The sequence below is a fragment of the Clostridium sp. BNL1100 genome, from assembly GCF_000244875.1.
Classification (GTDB): domain Bacteria; phylum Bacillota; class Clostridia; order Acetivibrionales; family DSM-1351; genus Ruminiclostridium.
This window is the reverse complement of sequence record NC_016791.1, coordinates 3,705,097-3,722,307: the sequence shown is the minus strand read 5'-3', so window position 1 is coordinate 3,722,307 and position 17,211 is coordinate 3,705,097. Positions and strand designations below refer to the sequence as shown.

Below are 17,211 nucleotides of genomic sequence, written 5' to 3'. Positions count from 1 at the left end.
TAAAAGATAGTGATAGTTTTTAAATAAATAGAACATAACTTCTATATTTTATCTCTGTATTAATCTACAAAATATACCATTTTATGATATAACATTTGTTATTTCTGCATAAAAATATTGTTGGCCTCTTATCATTTATGGTATACTATGACACATAGGTTACCTTTGTATATTTGTTATATGTTCACAAATATATCCAAGGTATCTATACTTTTTTAGTAAACAAAATAAGTTTCAAATCATCGCATGTTTGTAAGTTAAGCATGGTTTCTATGATAGATATCCAATTTCAGGGCATAGGATTTATTATAATTTGAGCATTAGATATTATCAGACGGGAGAAAATTATGTATAAAGCGATTATTGTTGATGATGAAGATTTGGTACGCCAAGGTTTAAAAAAACACTTTGATTGGAGCGAACACAATATCGAGATAGTTGCCGATCTTTCTGATGGTCAGAAGGCGTTTCAGTTTGTGAAGGACAATCACGTTGATTTGGTGCTTACTGATGTCCTCATGCCGTATATGGATGGAATAACATTGGCAAAGAATTTACGAGAGCTTTATCCGGAGATAAAGATAATATTTATTAGTGGTCATGATGATGTAAGCTACCTAAAAAATGCACTTAAAGTCGAGGCTGTGGACTATATTCTTAAGTCCATTGATTTAGACGAGCTTAAAGATACGGTTAGCCGAGTGGTAAATACTATGAATACTGAGAATCAGAGTAAACAGACCATGGCTGATATGGAAAATCTTTTGAATCAGAGTTTTCCACTTTTACAAGAGCGTTTTTTTATAACGATGATTCGTGATGATTTCGAAAATCAAGATATAATGAAAGAACGTATAGAATTTTTAAATATCCCACTCAATGATGAAATGTATTATTGTGTACTGGTAGTACAGATACAGCGTATTTACAGCAAGTTTCATGTATTACCGGAACGTGAGCGCCAACTTCTTTCCCTTCAGATACAAAACGAGTGTAAAGAAGTTGGTAAACAATATAGTGATACCATCTGCTTTGAAAACAAACAAGGCGAATACGTCATGATATTGTCTTTATTAGAAGATGAATATGAAGAAACTCTCCTTGAAGTTTCTGAAAATCTTGACAAGCGTCTCAATGGTTGTATGAATCTACCGGTATCCATTGGTATCAGTGATAGATTTAAAGGGCTTGAAAATATAAAAACATCTTATGAGAATGCATCTAATGCCATAAGTAAAAGGTATTTACTCGATGACGAACTGACTATTTCCGTTGATAAATATGAAATGGACGAAAGTCTAAAAGAATATAAGGAAAGAGCTGAAAAAAGTCTGCAGGAATGTTTAAGCTGTGGAAATACCGAACAAGTATCGGAGGTACTTCGAGAGCTTTTTAATATTATAAGAGAAAAATTTCATCATGATGAAGAGCAGAATTTGATGATTTTTTTACTACTGCTCCCGACACGAATAGTAACTGATATAAAAATAAATAAAAAAAGTGATTATTCCAATCAGCGAATGATTTTAGAGAAATTCTTGTGCTGTCCGGATTTTGAAGAACAATGTATTCTGATTGAAAAGCTTTATTTTGAGGTGGCAGCCCTCATGAGCAGTATGAGCAAAACATATTCTCATACAATTATCAATCAGGTTCGAAAGACTATTGAGGAACGCTTTAAGGAACAGATATCGATAAGTACATTAGCGAAGGATGTTTACTTAACACCCACATATTTGTGCGTGTTGTTTAAACAAGTTACCGGAACTACAATAAATGATTATTTAACTCTGACCCGGCTTGAGAAAGCAAAGAAGCTTTTATCAGACCCGTATATTAAACTGTATGATGTATGTTATGAGGTGGGCTATTTATCACCAAGCTATTTTTCTCGTTTATTTAAGAAATACACAGGAATCTCGCCTAGCGAATATAGGAATGTTGCAATAGCGTCTTCTGAGCAATAGAATTTGCATAAGAAATCGGCGTACAGAAAGGAATTATCTATGAATCGAATTAAGTTACGCGAGAAGATTTCCAAACTAATTATATATAGTGATAATATGCGATTATCAAAACGAGCAATAGCCCTTTTTGCTTTTAGTGTAGTTATACCGCTCACAATTATTGTGTATTTGTATTCCATTCATTCGGCAAATATCATTGAGAATGAGCTTTCAAACAATATGCAATTGGCGGTCAGTCAAATAAAAAACAATTTAGATTACCGTTTTGAACAGATTTCTGAGAGTGCACTTTCAATTCTTAGTACAGCCTATCCTTACGTACGAAGTGGCAGTACAAGTGTTGAAACTCAGTTAAAAGAATACGATGAACTAAAATCTCTGGTTTCGGCGTATGAAGGAAAACACATGATAAGTAAAGTACGTTTATATGTGCCTTCCGGTAAAATTTATGCAAACCAGCAGGAAACATTTTATTCTTTACCGGAGCTTGCTGAGCAATCCAGTGAAATATACCAAAGGGGTGTTGTTTGGCTCAAAACCTATGGCTCGCGTATTTATGAGGGAAGAGGGTTAACAAATATTATATCCTGCCGTATGACAATTTCCAGTAAAACAAATTATGATGAAATTGCAAGTATACTACAATTAGATATAGAAGAGACCAAGCTCAGCAGAATATTTTCAGCGGGCATAAGCATAGATGAGGAAATTTACCTGGTAGATTCAGATGGAGTTATAATATCCCATCCGGATTCAGCCTTGATTGGTAAAAATGGCCTTTCCGCTACTGAACTGAGCGCTGTTTTGCTGAATAAAACAGGACATTTGAGCGGAAGTATGAGTCAAAATGCAGATCTTGTGGCATTTTCAAAATTGAGTGCAACGGACTGGTACCTTGTTATGAGACTTCCTGCAACTGCGGTTTACGGCTCTGATGTTTTTTCATTTGATGTTATGCGTGCCCTGCTGATTATTGCTGTTGTAGCGGTTTTTTTAATCTCATTGATTTTGATATATTCCAGTATTATTGAAAATACCATAAAACGAATAAATAATGCTATCATGGTACTTAACAATGAGGGTATTGATCAAGTCGATAGTACTTTTTCACAGAATAATAATAAATCACTTGCATTACTGGAGAATAATGCTAACCAATTGGTTGTTACTATCAAAAGGTTAATGGAAGAATCATATGAAGCGAAATTGAAAGCACGTGATTATCAATTAAAAGCTTTACAGGCACAAATAAATCCCCATTTTCTGTACAATACTTTAGATGCCATAAAGTGGATGATATTGGAGGATCATAAGAAAGACAGTATATGGATGATTAACGCATTTTCAAAATATTTCCGCCTAAGCTTGAGCAAAGGCAGAGATGTTGTTACGCTTCATGATGAATTGGAGCTGATTCAGGCTTATATAGGAATTATGCAAAAAAGGTTTAGTAATATTTCCACCATAGATATTAATATAGAAGATAATCTCAAGGAGTGTCTTATTCCTAAATTATCTCTGCAGCCGTTAGTTGAAAATGCCCTCAACCATGGAATTCTCAACAAACAAGCCGGCGACGGGCGGCTTGTAATTACCGCAAAAGAGGAAAACGGTAAATTAGAAATCATTATTAAGGATAATGGTCAGGGAATGAGTCTAGAGCAGCTGGAAAGGCTCTTGCACCAAGAAAATAGCAGTACAAAGGGCTATGGCCTTGGGAATGTAGATGAAAGACTTAAGCTGTTCGGAGGGGATGATTGTGGACTCACGGTAAGCTCGGAGTTGAATATAGGTACAACTGTTATCCTGTCGTTACCCTTGAGATACATGGAGCAGGAGTGAATATATAGTAAAGAACTCTATGGTGTTAGTAAGATTTATAGTAACTGAAAATAAAAAGAGTATAGGGACTGTAGAATACTATATCTGTAGTATATTCTACCAGTCTCTAATTCTATATATCGACTTTTTTTAGTGCTATTTCTATAAATTCTATCCCGAAATGAACATATTTTTATGCAAATATAACAGTTTTGGATAAGAAATCAGAAGATTGAGTCATTCAACTTGGAATGTTTGTATGCTAATATAATAGCATAGATTGAATACAAACTTGCACTGAAAGCTTTCAAAGTCTATATTCTACACATTTTAAAATGTTCTATTATGTAAAGTTTCTACTGACAGGCAATTTCGGAGGAATAATACTATGAAAATGATTGCTTCAAAATCAAAAGCAAAAAACGAAATACAAAAGCATTCTAAATTCGGAGCATATTTAAGAGAGCATTATCTCATGTATATAATGTTGCTCCCCGGACTATTCTTTTTGATAGTCTATAAGTTCTTGCCACTGTATGGTATTACAATTGCGTTTAAAGATTATAGTATTTTTGCTGGTAATAATCCGTTGGATGCAATTGCAAAAAGCGAATGGGTAGGATTGGAGCATTTTGAGCGATTGTTCGCAAGTTCAGCCTTTATCAAAGTCCTTTTAAATACTTTGATTATTAACCTTTATAAGATTGTGTTCCTATTCCCAATTCCTATAATATGTGCGATTTTACTAAACGAAATTCGTAATAAAGTTTATCGTAAGCTGGCACAAACCGCAATATATGTTCCATATTTCTTCTCATGGGTTGTCACATTTGGTATTTTCTATTCCTTGCTAGGAACTTATGGAATTGTAAACACCGGGTTAGCTTCCTTCGGGTTTGAAAGGATTAGTTTTTTCTCGGATACAAACGTATTCCGGGGACTGTTAGTCTTTACTGAGGGCTGGAAAGAAGTCGGTTGGAATACAGTAATTTATTTGGCGGCTATCACAGGTATTGACATTTCACTCTATGAAGCAGCTCGAGTGGATGGTGCTTCCAAGCTACGTCAAATCTGGCATATAACATTGCCGGGAATGGCATCTACCATAGTATTGATGTTAATTCTTAAGGTAGGGTATATCCTGGATACCGGCTTTGAACAGATTCTCGTATTCTACAATGCAACAGTATACGATGTAGCGGATGTAATCCAAACTTATGTTTACCGTATGGGTTTAGGTCAATCAGATTTTGCCTTAGGAACTGCACTTGGTTTATTTAATTCGGTTGTAGCATTTATCTTAATTGTTGGTGCAAATTCTATTTGCAAGAGGTTACTTCATAGAAGCATTTGGTAATTAACTTTAAAGTATATTCTTGTCAGAGGTGAAAACTATGTTTATTAAGAAAAAGAAAACGGGCACTCCGCTGGAAGCAAGTGAGAAGGTTATGATAGTGATTTCCTACATTATCATGAGTATACTTGCACTGTGTGCGATACTTCCTATTTTGCATGTGCTATCTAAGTCATTCAGTAGTGCATCCGCTGTTACATCGGGTTCTGTGTTATTTTGGCCGGTTGATATACAGTTTGAAACAATGAAATATGTTCTCAAAGAGACTACATTTTTACATTCCCTTAAAAATACGATAATTGTTACGGTTTTAGGTACAATCATCAGTATGGTAGTAACAATTACAACTGCGTACCCATTATCTAAGCCCTCATTCAAAGGTCGTAAAGTATTTATTATGTTATACATTATCAGCATGGTGTTCTTTGGTGGAATAATTCCTGCATATATGGTTGTTCGTACCCTAGGTATTATTGATACATTTGCTGCGCTGATACTTCCGTTTTTTATAGTCCATTTTAATATGTTCATTGTAAAAAATTATTTTGAAGGCTTGCCTGAAAGTATTGAAGAATCAGCAAAAATTGACGGTGCCAGTGATATAAGAATATTGATATCCATTGTATGTCCAATGTCTACACCTGTTTTAGCAACAGTAGCTATGTTATATGCCGTTAATTATTGGAACAACTACTTCCACGCAGTTATGTATACCAATAGTACTGAAATGCAGACCTTGCAGCTATTTACCTATAATACTATAAGTAATACACAGACAATTGTTGAGCGTCTTGTAGCAGGTAATTACTCTAATGTTTCAATTGATGGAATTGTCTCAGCAGTAGTTGTTCTTTCACTAATACCTATTGTTGCATTATATCCATTGGTTCAGAGATATATGGTTCAAGGTATTACGATAGGCTCAGTTAAAGGTTAACCAAATTTAATTTTATTCCACATTGTAGTTTATCGGGAGACCGATAAAAATAAAAAGGAGGAAGGGAAATTATGAAGAAGATTTTTGTATTGTTTCTTGCGGTTTTGATGATTGTGTCTAGCTTAGCAGCTTGTGGACAGAGCAGTAATTCCACTCCAAGTAACACCTCAACAGCAAGCAATTCTGAGGCGAAAGCTCTGGATGGTGAAAAGCCGGAACTTAAGTATCTTGGCTATAACGTCAGCTTTGATCCGAATACTGACGGTATGGCAAAAATCTATGAAGAGAAAACCGGTTACAAAGTTAAGTACAACGTACTTCCAGCTGAAAATGCAGACGAAAAACTCCTTATGGAAGTTGCATCGGGCGCTGATTATGATGTAATTCAGGTGAGTGTATCCCAGTTCCAAACGCTGCTCTCACAAGGTGCATTGAAGCCTCTTTCTGATTTGCTTAATCAGTATGGTCAGGATGTCCTCAAAGGTGTAAATGAAGATTCCTGGAAGGCTTGTTCAGGTTCAGATGGTAAAATCTATGGTATTCCTTACAAATATCCGTACCCAACTGAAGTAACAACATTCATGGTAGCAAGAATGGACTTGATGAAAGCAGCTGGTATTAATGAACTCCCAAAAACAATAGACGAATTCTATAACACCCTTGTTACTCTTAAAAAGTTTTATGGAGATAAATATATTATCTTCACCGGCCCTTTCCGTGCAGCTTCAGAAGCTTCAGTTAACTGGGATATCCCACAGAGTATAACTTCTGCATTTGGTATTTATAATGACTGGATGGTTGATGAAAACGGTAAAGTTTACTACATGACTGAACATAAGAATTTCTCTAAAATGATTGAATTCATGCAAAAACTATCAAACGAGGGACTTATAGATCGTGATTGGGCGGTTAACAACACAACCACGGTAAATGAGAAATTATCTGCAGGAAAAGCAATAATTGCAGCTTCAAACCGTGTAGGTGTTGCTGTTACTACTCCAATTATGACAGGTAAAGATGGTTTAGGCCTTAAAAACGAAGATCTTGGCTATATAGGTGCACTGGCAGGTTCTGATGGCACTTGCAAATACATGAAGACTGAAGCAATTAATCAGGTAACCTGTATATTAAAGAGTTCCAATAAGGCTGAGCATGTTGTTAACTGGATTAACATTAAGCAACAAAATCAGCTCTACTTGAATATCGGTGTTGAAGGTACACACTTTACCTATGATACTGATGGTTCCATAAAACCAATTAATCCTATCTTTGCAGAGGAACGCGGTAATTCTTATTGGTATCTTAACAGTACTAACGAGGCAGAGTTTGCAAAACAGTGGCCTTCTCGTGTTAGAAAGAGTGATGCTATGTGGGCTGCATTCGATGCAGTTACTAACAAAGCAAATAAAGAGACACCAAATATTTTTGTAGATAATACTTTCGCATTCATGCCTTCATTAGAGAATTACTCCAAATATAATCAGTCATTATTTAAAGCTACCAGCGACTTCACCCTCCAGCTTATTGGCGGAACTAAGAAAATTAGTGACCTCAAAACCTTCCAGTCAGACTGGGCAAATAGTGGCGGTGAGAAGATAAGAACAGAAATGCAGAATTGGTATAACGAGTTCTATGGTAAAAAGTAAATATATCTAGTGCATTTTTTGTAGCAGTCCCAATGGGGCTGCTACAAAACTAAATAACGAAATATATGATAAGGAGAAAGAGCATGAGCAAAATAAATTATAAAAAAGAACTTCCTGTTTATCGTGATATAGATATTCTTGTTGTTGGTGCAGGCCCTGCAGGTATAGGAGCAGCTATATGTGCAGCAAGAAACGGTGCAAAGACGTTAGTAATTGAGGATTCCGGCTGCGTGGGAGGACAGGCTACTAACGGTTTGGTAGGCCCTTTTATGACTGTATATGATGCAAAGAGTGAAAAGCAGATTATAAAAGGTATCTTTGAAGAAATAGTAAATCGCATGGTTGAAATGGGTGGTGCCATTCAGCCCAGTGAAGTAAGATCCAGAACATCTCGTGCAGGATTCTATAAAATTGGTCATGACCATGTAGGCCCCTTTGATCACGAGGCTTTCAAAATGGTTGCTTCAGACATGATTCTTGAAGCTGGTGCAGAACTTCTCTTGCATACCCGGTTTATAGATGTACTAAAAGAAGATGATAAGATTGTTGGAGTGGTGATTGCCAACAAATCGGGAATATCCGTCATACGTGCAAAAATTATAATCGACTGTTCAGGTGATGCAGATGTAGCAGCAAGGTCTGGCGTAAAATATGAACTAGGTAACATAGATGATGGCAACATGCAGCCTGCGACAATGTTTTTCCGGGTTTGCAATGTTGATTCAGAAAGATTGAAGGCGCATATTAAGGAGCATGAGGATGAGATTCGCCCTTTCTATGGCCCATTCAGCTGGCTGATTAGGGAAAAACAGGAGGAATGGGGAGATGTTCCTCGTGCAGAGGTGTGTCTGTTTGAAAGTCCTGAACCCGGTGAATATCGTTTGAATGTAACCCGTATTTTAGATATTGACGGAACCAATGCAGAAGATCTGACCAAGGCTGAATTAATCGGTATGAAGCAGGTGCATAAAGTATTCGATTTTATGAAGAAATACGCTGTTGGTTTTGAGAATGCAAAGTTTATGGGTACAGCTGCCAGAATAGGAATCCGTGAAACTCGTCATATTGAAGGTCTGTATAAGCTCACATCAGACGATGTTATAAATTGTCGTGTACCTGAAAACTCCATCGCTGTTCTGGCAACAAATATGGATACTCACAATAAGAGCGACCCGGGTGGAACATATTATACCTTAGAAAAAGGCCCTTACTTTGGTGTACCGTACACTTGCTTGGTACCAAAAGGTGTAAGTAATCTGCTTGTAGCAGGGCGTTCACTCTCAGCTGATGCGATAGCCGGTTCAGCTACCCGTATGATACCTTGCTGTATTGTATTCGGTCAGGCGTCTGGAACTGCAGCCGCATTAGCTATTAAGGAAGGTAAACTCCCGGCTGATGTTGATGTAAACGAGCTTCGTGGAATATTGAAAGAGCAAGGTGCATTTTTAGGCGACTAAACATAGGAGGATACAGACATGAGTTTCGAATCAGTATCATATCAGAAATCTTTAGAGGTAGCAGCACATTTTGATGTTGTTGTCATCGGCTCCGGCCCTGCTGGTATTTGTGCAGCTGTTTCAGCGGCTCGAATGGGGGCAAAAACCGCATTAATTGAGCGTTATGGTACGCTTGGAGGTAATTTGACAAATGGTGCGGTTGCACCAATTCTCGGAAGTGTATCAAGAGGAACATTGCGGGATGAGCTTATTGTACGTCTTGGTGTTCCGGACAGCGACGAAACAGGTGTTACTCAACAAACACACGACTTTGAAAAAGCAAAGCGCGTGCTTATAGATTTTGCCCATGAAGCGGGTGTTAAGATATATTTACAAACCCCTGTTGTCGATACAATAACAGATGGAAAAAGGCTTACAGGTATTGTCATTTCTCAAAAGACAGGTATGAAGGTAATTCGGGCAAAATCCTTTATTGATGCTTCCGGTGACGGTGATGTTGCTTATTTTGCAGGTGCAGAATATGAAATGGGGCGTGAAGAAGATTCCCTGTTACAACCTGTTACTTTGATGTTCCGTTTACAGGGTGTTGAAGACGATGCACTAACTTGTATAGGCGAACTTGACCATGTTACTTATAAAGGTGAAAGATTCCTTGATTATACAACCAGACTTTGCAACGAAGGACATTTGCCGCCTAATGCAGCATCTGTACGTTCATTTCGCACAGCAGTTCACGGTGAACGTGTTATCAACACAACACAGTCAAACGGCATTTCTGCACTGTTAAGCGATGATTTGGAAAGAGCAGAAATCGATTTACGTGCCCAGATTGATGCTGTAACTGATTTTCTGCGAAAGTATGTTGATGGTTATCAGAATTGTTTTGTAAAGAGTACGGCAAACACTCTGGGAGTTCGTGAGACTCGTCGTTTTATCGGACAATATATGCTTCAAGACTCAGATCTTAGTACAGGACGAAGATTCGAAGATGTTGTTGTTCACAAGGCAAGCTTTATAGTAGACATTCATAATCCGGCAGGTAGTGCACAGGCTGAAGGAGTGCCGGAGGAAGTAATTCCTTATGATATTCCTTTGCGCAGTTTGATCCCAAAGAATTTAGATGGTTTAGTTCTTGCGGGCAGATGTATTTCGGGTACACACCGTGCACATGCTTCGTATCGAGTTATGTCAATCTGTATGGCTATAGGGGAGGCAGCCGGCATAACAGCTGCCTTAGCGGCGCAAAAGACTATAGAACCTCGTGAAATTAATTTCCAAGACGTCCAGAAAATTTTGAGTGAACGGGGAGTTGAGCTTTTCGATTAACTTGTCTTCTTTTAGCTATAATTTTAGCCATATAACTATTGAGCACTGCAAGGAGGATTTATGTTTATTAATGAAAACGAAAAAAAAATACAAGTTATAGATAGCTACGATGTAATTGTATGTGGAGGCGGACCCTCCGGTATTATTGCAGCAATTGCTGCAGCCAGAAACGGTGCAAAGACATTATTGATTGAGCGTTATGGATTTGTAGGAGGTATGGCGTCAAGTGCTCTTGTAACTCCTATTAGTATATTCAAGAAAAAGAAGAAGCTAATTATAGATGGAATCCCTTTCGAGCTAATGAAGAGAATAAGTGATTTGAATGGGGCTGACGTTACACAAGATAGCGGAAATGTTCCTGTAGATGATGAGATGTTCAAACTGGCAGCTCAGCAATTACTCCTTGAAAGTGGTGTTACGCTGCTATATCATACTTATTTTTCAGATTGTGTTATGACAGATGGGAAGGTTAGTCATGTAATTGTACAGAACAAGGCTGGACGGGTCGCATATGAATGTAAGGCTGCCATTGACTGTACAGGTGATGCAGATCTGGTTCGGGCAGCAGGATTTGAAACTACCAAGGAAACCAAACTCCAGCCTGCGTCTCTCTGGTTTCAACTTGGCGGTGTAGATACTGATGCACTCAAAGATTTATTTGTTGATGCCGTAGATGAAAAAATGCCTATCAGTTCTGAAATACGAGGAAGATTGAGTGAGCTTAACCAAAAAGGCGAGATGCCGATATTTGGGGGGCCTTGGATAAGCAGGCATTTTAGAGATGGTATTGTTACTATTAATTTGTTACGTGAAAGCACTGATGCAAGCTCTCCCGAACAATTTACAAGGACTGAATGCAGTTTGCGTGAAAATCTGTTCAAAGTAATAAATATTATGCGTGAGAATTTTCCCGCCTTCAAAGATTGTTGGCTTCTAAAATCGGGAACACAGGCCGGCGTACGTGAGACCTACCGTATAATCGGAATGTATAAGATGACAGCAGACGATGTACTCAATCCAAAGCAATTTAAGGACACTATTGCAAAGGGAACTCACGTAATAGATATTCATAAGCCAGATAGTATTGAACAGGACTGCATTAGTTTAAAACAAGAATACAATATACCTTATGGTGTACTTGTCCCTGTAAACAGTGAGAACCTGATTACTGCCGGACGCTGTGTTTGTGCCGATAACTCCGCTTTCGGGTCAATTCGAGTTATGGCAACCTGTATGGCAATGGGTCAGGCCGCAGGTACGGCTGCAGCTATTAGTTTACAGAATAATTGTTCCATGTCCGGAATGGACACTGAACTGCTGGTGAAAAAGTTGATAGAGCAGGGTGCCATCATTTAATTAACATAAACAATTTGTTAAACGTCCTATAAATGAAAAGGAGAAGCGCTATGAGTAATGTACCAAAAACAATGAAAGCTTTAGTAGCCTATGGAAAAGGGGATTACCGATTTGAAACAAATTATCCTACACCGGAATGTGGGCCAGATGATATCATCATCAAAACAGAAGGCTGCGGTGTTTGTGCAAGTGACCTAAAATGCCAACATGGAGCAGCTATGTATTGGGGTGATGATAACCAACCGGCATGGGTAGAACCACCATTTATCCCTGGACATGAATTTTTAGGTCATGTCGTTGAAGTAGGCGAAAATGTAAAGGAATTTCATATTGGAGAAAGAATTATAGCAGATCAGATTGTTCCATGCGGAGAGTGTAAATTCTGCAAGACGGGTAGATATTGGATGTGCCAGCCCCATGCAATTTTTGGATTTCAAAAAGGTAATAACGGTGGTATGGCTGAATATGTAAGATTCCCTAAAACCTGCGTGATTTCTAAAGTACCTGAAGAAATACCTCTTAGTGCTGCTCTGTTAATTGAACCTTATGGATGTTCCAAACATGCAGTAGACAGAGCACAAATTCGAAATGATGATGTTGTAGTTATTTCCGGTGCAGGAACTCTTGGTCTTGGTATGATAACATATGCAAGAATGCAAAATCCTCAAAAACTAATAGTACTTGATATGGTTGATGTGCGTCTGGAAAAAGCAAAAGAATTTGGCGCAGATATAGTTTGGAATCCATCAAAGGTTAATGTGGTGGAAGAAATTATGAAGCTGACCGAAGGTTACGGCTGTGATATTTATATAGAAGCTACAGGACACCCATCTAGCGTTATCCAAGGGCTTAACATGATAAGAAAATTAGGACGTTTTGTTGAATTCAGTGTATTTGGAGAACCAACTCTAGTAGACTGGTCAATTATTGGTGACAGAAAGGAGCTTGATTTACTTGGCTCCCACTTAAGTCCATACTGCTACCCATTTGTAATTGAAAATATCAAAAATGGTAATTTGAAAACAAATGGGCTTGTTTCAAAAACCTTTTCAATTGAAGATTGGGAAACAGCCTTTGATTACGCTTCTGGAAAATACGGTGATTTTAAAGTTGCAATTACCTTTAAATAAAAAAGGAGGGTTACATCGTGAAAGCTTTTTTTATTGAAAAACCTAATTTGGGTATAGTACGAGATGCTGAAATACCTGTTCCTGCTGATGATGAGATATTGCTTGAGGTTAAGGCCGCAGGTGTTTGTGGTACTGACGTTCACATATATAAGGGTGAATATTTTGGAAGCTATCCAAGAATTCCGGGTCATGAATTTTCTGGAATAGTAGCAGGCGCTGGAAAAAATGTTACTAAGTTTAAGGTTGGGCAGCGTGTTGCAGCAGATCCGAACATTTTCTGTGAGTCATGTGAGGCATGTAAGGAAAATCGTCAGAACTTCTGCTCAGATATGGAAGTTGTGGGTGTTACAAGACATGGTGCCTTTGCCCAGTATCTTACTGTACCGGAGCGTTGTGTATTTGATGTTTCCGGACTAACCTTTACTGAGGCTTCAATGGTAGAACCATTGTCGTGTGTGGTTTATGGACAGGAAAAGGCAGGTATACCCTTAGGAGCTTCTGTGCTTATATTTGGTGCAGGACCAATAGGGATTATGCATTCTCAGCTTGCTGCGATAAATGGTGCGGCAAGTGTTACTGTTGTTGACCTCTTTGAGGATAAGCTTGCTTTGGCAAAAAAACTCGGAGCAGATTATACTTACACATCGTCAGAATTTGAAAAGCTTGGATTGGTTAATTCCTTTGAAGTTGTTATTGATTGTACAGGGGTACCAAGAGTTATAGAGGGCGAAATAAAATATGTAAAGGACTCGGGTACAATACTTTTCTTTGGTGTATGTCCTGATAATAGTGCAATAACAATAAATCCTTATGAAGTGTTTAAACGTGAACTAAAGATTTGTGGAAGCTTTGCACTTAAAAAAACTTTTGGAAAAGCAGTTGCCCTTGCTAAAAGCGGAAAGATTAATTTGATAGACCTTGTAGATAAGAAGTTATTATTGGATGATGCACCGAAACTTTTTGAGGACATAGTATCAGGCAATTCAGGTCTTAAAACTATTTTTTACCCCAATGGAATTGAAAAATATTAATATAACGGAGGATATTATATGTTACGTGCAATAATGACAAAACCCGGTGAAATTATATTTGAAGATGTACAGGTTCCATTGGTAGAAGATAATAAAGTATTAATAAAAATGGCAAGGATTGGTGTATGTGGCTCGGATATGCACGTTTATCACGGAAAACATCCATATACCTCATATCCGGTTGTTCAAGGACATGAAGTTACAGCGATTGTAGAAAAATGTGGTGCCGGAGTTGTAGATTTTGCTCCGGGGGATAGAGTAACTGTTCAGCCCCAAGTATTTTGTGGTAAGTGTGCAATGTGTAGAGAAGGAGATTATCATATTTGTAAGAGTCTTAAGGTAATGGGATTTCAAACAGAGGGTATGGCAGCGGAATATTTCCTGGTAGATCAATCAAAGCTTATACACATACCCGCTGAACTGGATCTTGACTCAGGGGCACTTATAGAACCTGTTGCTGTAGGAGTTCATGCGGTAAGAAGACTAGGAGATGTCAAAGGTAAAAAAGTATTGGTGTTTGGTGCAGGTCCTATTGGTAATCTCACAGCTCAGGCTGCAAAAGCAATGGGTGCAGAAAGTGTTATGATCACTGATTTAAGCGATTTTAGAATTCAAAAGGCTATTGATTGCGGCATAGATTTCTGTGTTAATACAGCAAAGGAAGATTTAAAGGAAGCAGTTTTAAAGAATTTTGGTAAAGATGGCGCTGATGCAATATTTGAATGTATTGGTATTCAACCTACAATGGATCAGGCTGTATCCATATCCAGAAAAGGTACTACTATAATGGTGGTGGGGGTATTTGGGGATATACCAAGGGTCGATCTGGGACTTGTACAAGACAGAGAGCTCACTTTACGTGGTACTCTTATGTATAAAAGAGAAGATTTTGATGATGCAATAAGGTTTATGGCTAATAAGAAAATTGTAGTAACACCACTTATATCACGCCATTTTGCATTTAAAGATTATCTTAAGGCATATAAATTTATTGAAGAATCTAAAGATTTAGCTATGAAGATTTTAATTGATATATTCTGAAGAATTATAATAATTATTGAAAGTTGGGTGAATTATGATTGATGTTGTAGCTCTTGGGGAGCTTCTTATAGATTTTACACAGATTCGTTCCAACGATGATTCAGTAAAACGCTTTGAACAGAACCCGGGTGGGGCTCCGGCTAATGTATTGGCCGTATTATCCAAATTTGGAGTAAAGTGTGCTTTTATTGGCAAGGTAGGAAACGATGTGTTTGGAGAGTTTTTAAAGAAACAGCTTTTAGAGCTTTCAATAGATTGCCGAAATCTTGTTTCAGATCCAAATCATAATACAACCTTGGCGTTTGTTACCTTAGATGATAAGGGGGACAGAAGCTTTAGCTTCTATAGAAATCATGGTGCTGATACTCGTCTTTCCGAAGAGGAAATTGATTTAGAACTTATTAAGAATTGTAAGGTATTCCATTTTGGAACATTGTCAATGACTCATGAGCCTTCACTTTTCGCAACAATAAAAGCTGTTGAATATGCTAAATCATGTGGAAAAATAATATCCTTTGACCCAAATTACAGAGCCCTTTTATGGGATGATGTGGACAGTGCAATATCAGCAATGAAATCCGGGCTAAAGTATGCTAATATTGCAAAGCTGTCTCTTGAGGAAGCACAAATGGTTACAGGAAAAACATTGCCTGAAGATTGTTTGAAAGAACTCCTTAAATATGATCTTGGTTTTGTAGCCATAACAATGGGCCCTCAAGGCTGTGTTTACGCTACGGATAAGTACATGGGTTCTTTCCCGGAGTATCCGGCTAATGTGGTGGATACAACGGGTGCTGGAGATACTTTTTGGGGAACCCTTATATTCGGATTTTTAAATAACGGTGCAAATTTTGATGATATTTCAGAAGATAGGCTTTCTGAGATTGTACTGAAGGCAAATATAGCTGCTGCAATGAGTACCGAGAAAAAAGGTGCAATACCTTCAATCCCGGATTTTGTAAGAGTCAGGGTGGCTTTTGAAGCCATTAATGGCAAGTAAAAATTCACAAAAAAACGCTCATTAAGATTAAAATGTATCTTAATGAGCGTTTTTTTAATTCCGATGTAACAATCTGCTGCTTGCCTTGTACATCCACTGTTAGGGCATTCGCAATATGATTGCTGTGTTTGTCAAACATTATTCAGGTACTTTCAATTAATTAGCGGCAGTGACTGTAATGGTAACTGGTACCGTTACCTGACATATAGTTACTGTAATAGAAGGCAGACATGTACCTGTAAGTGAGTAAATAGTTACAATTGAATTTGCACTGGAAGAAGCATTCTGTGATGCTGCCATTTCCTTCTCACCTAAATCTTCAAATGCGAAACCTATAGTTGAGTGTGACATATGTAGTCCTCCTTTCTGAAGTTTTTATTTTAAATTTGATCGAATTGTACTGTGTACTGACCAAATTTAAATAACTGAATCTTTAATTAAATTTGCTTTAAGGAAATCTTCAAATTTCGGATAATCAAAGAGATTATGTTCCTTCCAATAGTTTGATTCATATGTATCAGTATTTTGGAGATAAGATTTTTTTAATGTTGCGAATAACTGTTGTTGAAATATTGAAACTTTGCAGGTTTCAGGATTTTTATACGATTCATATAAAGAGGAATATATTTTATCAAATTGGCAAGACAATTCTTCCTCTGATATTAAGAGGCTTACATTTATTTCTCCTACCACTAAACATCCGAAAGCCCACATAGCCTTCTTCAAATAGCTGATTACATATTCATTACCGGAGGTTGCAGTAGATGAACATACGATGGCTCGCTTTCCGATTAAATCAAATGTATGTGCCCAATGAGATATCCTGTCTAAAAAGGTTTTTGTGGAGCCGGAAACATGATGTAAATAAACCGGGGAAGAGACTATAATTAAATCTGCATCAAGTAATTTCTGCTTTATTTGTAGAATATCATCGTTAAGCTTCAGTGGGCATGTCCCCGAGTCAAAACAGCTGCAACATCCCAAGCATGGCTTTATGTCTGCATTATCTGCTGTTACGATATCGATTTCTGCATTACTCCATGCCGCTTTATTTAAAAATTTAAGTATTGCTTGATATTCTGTTGAATTTTTACCTTTCATACTACCGATAAATACAAAGACCTTGATATTTTGATTATTCATAA

General features: G+C 37.5%; 14 protein-coding genes. 12 read left to right on the top strand and 2 right to left on the bottom strand.

The genetic code is table 11. The features are described 5' to 3' along the window. Positions 1–347 precede the first annotated feature (347 nt). From CLO1100_RS15765 to CLO1100_RS15710, 12 genes are all read left to right on the top strand, one after another. Entirely contained in the window at positions 348–1,967 is a 1,620-nt protein-coding gene (locus CLO1100_RS15765; RefSeq protein WP_014314764.1) for a response regulator, read from the top strand. Between the two features lie 39 nt (positions 1,968–2,006). Beyond that, positions 2,007–3,809, top strand: a complete 1,803-nt coding sequence (locus CLO1100_RS15760) for a sensor histidine kinase (RefSeq protein ID WP_014314763.1) — start codon at positions 2,007–2,009, stop codon at positions 3,807–3,809. Between the two features lie 367 nt (positions 3,810–4,176). Continuing rightward, on the top strand, positions 4,177–5,145 hold the full coding sequence (locus tag CLO1100_RS15755) for an ABC transporter permease subunit (protein WP_014314762.1): 969 nt from the start codon (positions 4,177–4,179) through the stop codon (positions 5,143–5,145). Positions 5,146–5,182: 37 nt separating this feature from the next. Further along, on the top strand, positions 5,183–6,079 hold the full coding sequence (locus CLO1100_RS15750; RefSeq protein WP_014314761.1) for a carbohydrate ABC transporter permease: 897 nt from the start codon (positions 5,183–5,185) through the stop codon (positions 6,077–6,079). A 71-nt stretch (positions 6,080–6,150) separates the two neighbouring features. Beyond that, complete coding sequence (locus CLO1100_RS15745) at positions 6,151–7,725, top strand: extracellular solute-binding protein (protein ID WP_014314760.1); 1,575 nt, start codon at positions 6,151–6,153, stop codon at positions 7,723–7,725. Positions 7,726–7,808: 83 nt separating this feature from the next. After that, positions 7,809–9,182: an FAD-dependent oxidoreductase gene (locus tag CLO1100_RS15740; protein ID WP_014314759.1), complete on the top strand. Its 1,374-nt coding sequence runs from the start codon at positions 7,809–7,811 to the stop codon at positions 9,180–9,182. Between the two features lie 18 nt (positions 9,183–9,200). Continuing rightward, positions 9,201–10,508, top strand: coding sequence for an FAD-dependent oxidoreductase (locus CLO1100_RS15735; protein ID WP_014314758.1), 1,308 nt, complete (start codon positions 9,201–9,203; stop codon positions 10,506–10,508). A gap of 60 nt (positions 10,509–10,568) precedes the next feature. Further along, on the top strand, positions 10,569–11,864 hold the full coding sequence (locus tag CLO1100_RS15730) for an FAD-dependent oxidoreductase (RefSeq protein WP_014314757.1): 1,296 nt from the start codon (positions 10,569–10,571) through the stop codon (positions 11,862–11,864). Between the two features lie 50 nt (positions 11,865–11,914). Further along, positions 11,915–12,994: an erythritol/L-threitol dehydrogenase gene (locus CLO1100_RS15725; protein ID WP_014314756.1), complete on the top strand. Its 1,080-nt coding sequence runs from the start codon at positions 11,915–11,917 to the stop codon at positions 12,992–12,994. A 17-nt stretch (positions 12,995–13,011) separates the two neighbouring features. Continuing rightward, positions 13,012–14,025, top strand: coding sequence for a zinc-dependent alcohol dehydrogenase family protein (locus tag CLO1100_RS15720; RefSeq protein ID WP_014314755.1), 1,014 nt, complete (start codon positions 13,012–13,014; stop codon positions 14,023–14,025). 18 nt (positions 14,026–14,043) lie between these two features. After that, positions 14,044–15,066 carry an alcohol dehydrogenase catalytic domain-containing protein gene (locus CLO1100_RS15715; RefSeq protein ID WP_014314754.1) on the top strand — a complete coding sequence of 341 codons (1,023 nt, stop codon included), beginning with the start codon at positions 14,044–14,046 and terminating at the stop codon, positions 15,064–15,066. 34 nt (positions 15,067–15,100) lie between these two features. After that, the gene (locus CLO1100_RS15710) at positions 15,101–16,066 is read left to right on the top strand and encodes a carbohydrate kinase (protein WP_014314753.1); all 966 of its coding nucleotides are present in this window, start codon (positions 15,101–15,103) and stop codon (positions 16,064–16,066) included. A gap of 156 nt (positions 16,067–16,222) precedes the next feature. Here the strand turns inward: CLO1100_RS15710 and CLO1100_RS15705 are convergent, their stop codons facing one another. Next, positions 16,223–16,417 (bottom strand): hypothetical protein, encoded by a 195-nt coding sequence (locus CLO1100_RS15705; RefSeq protein ID WP_014314752.1) that lies wholly within the window; start codon positions 16,415–16,417, stop codon positions 16,223–16,225. Positions 16,418–16,483: 66 nt separating this feature from the next. After that, positions 16,484–17,209: a flavodoxin family protein gene (locus CLO1100_RS15700; protein WP_014314553.1), complete on the bottom strand. Its 726-nt coding sequence runs from the start codon at positions 17,207–17,209 to the stop codon at positions 16,484–16,486. Positions 17,210–17,211 lie beyond the last annotated feature (2 nt).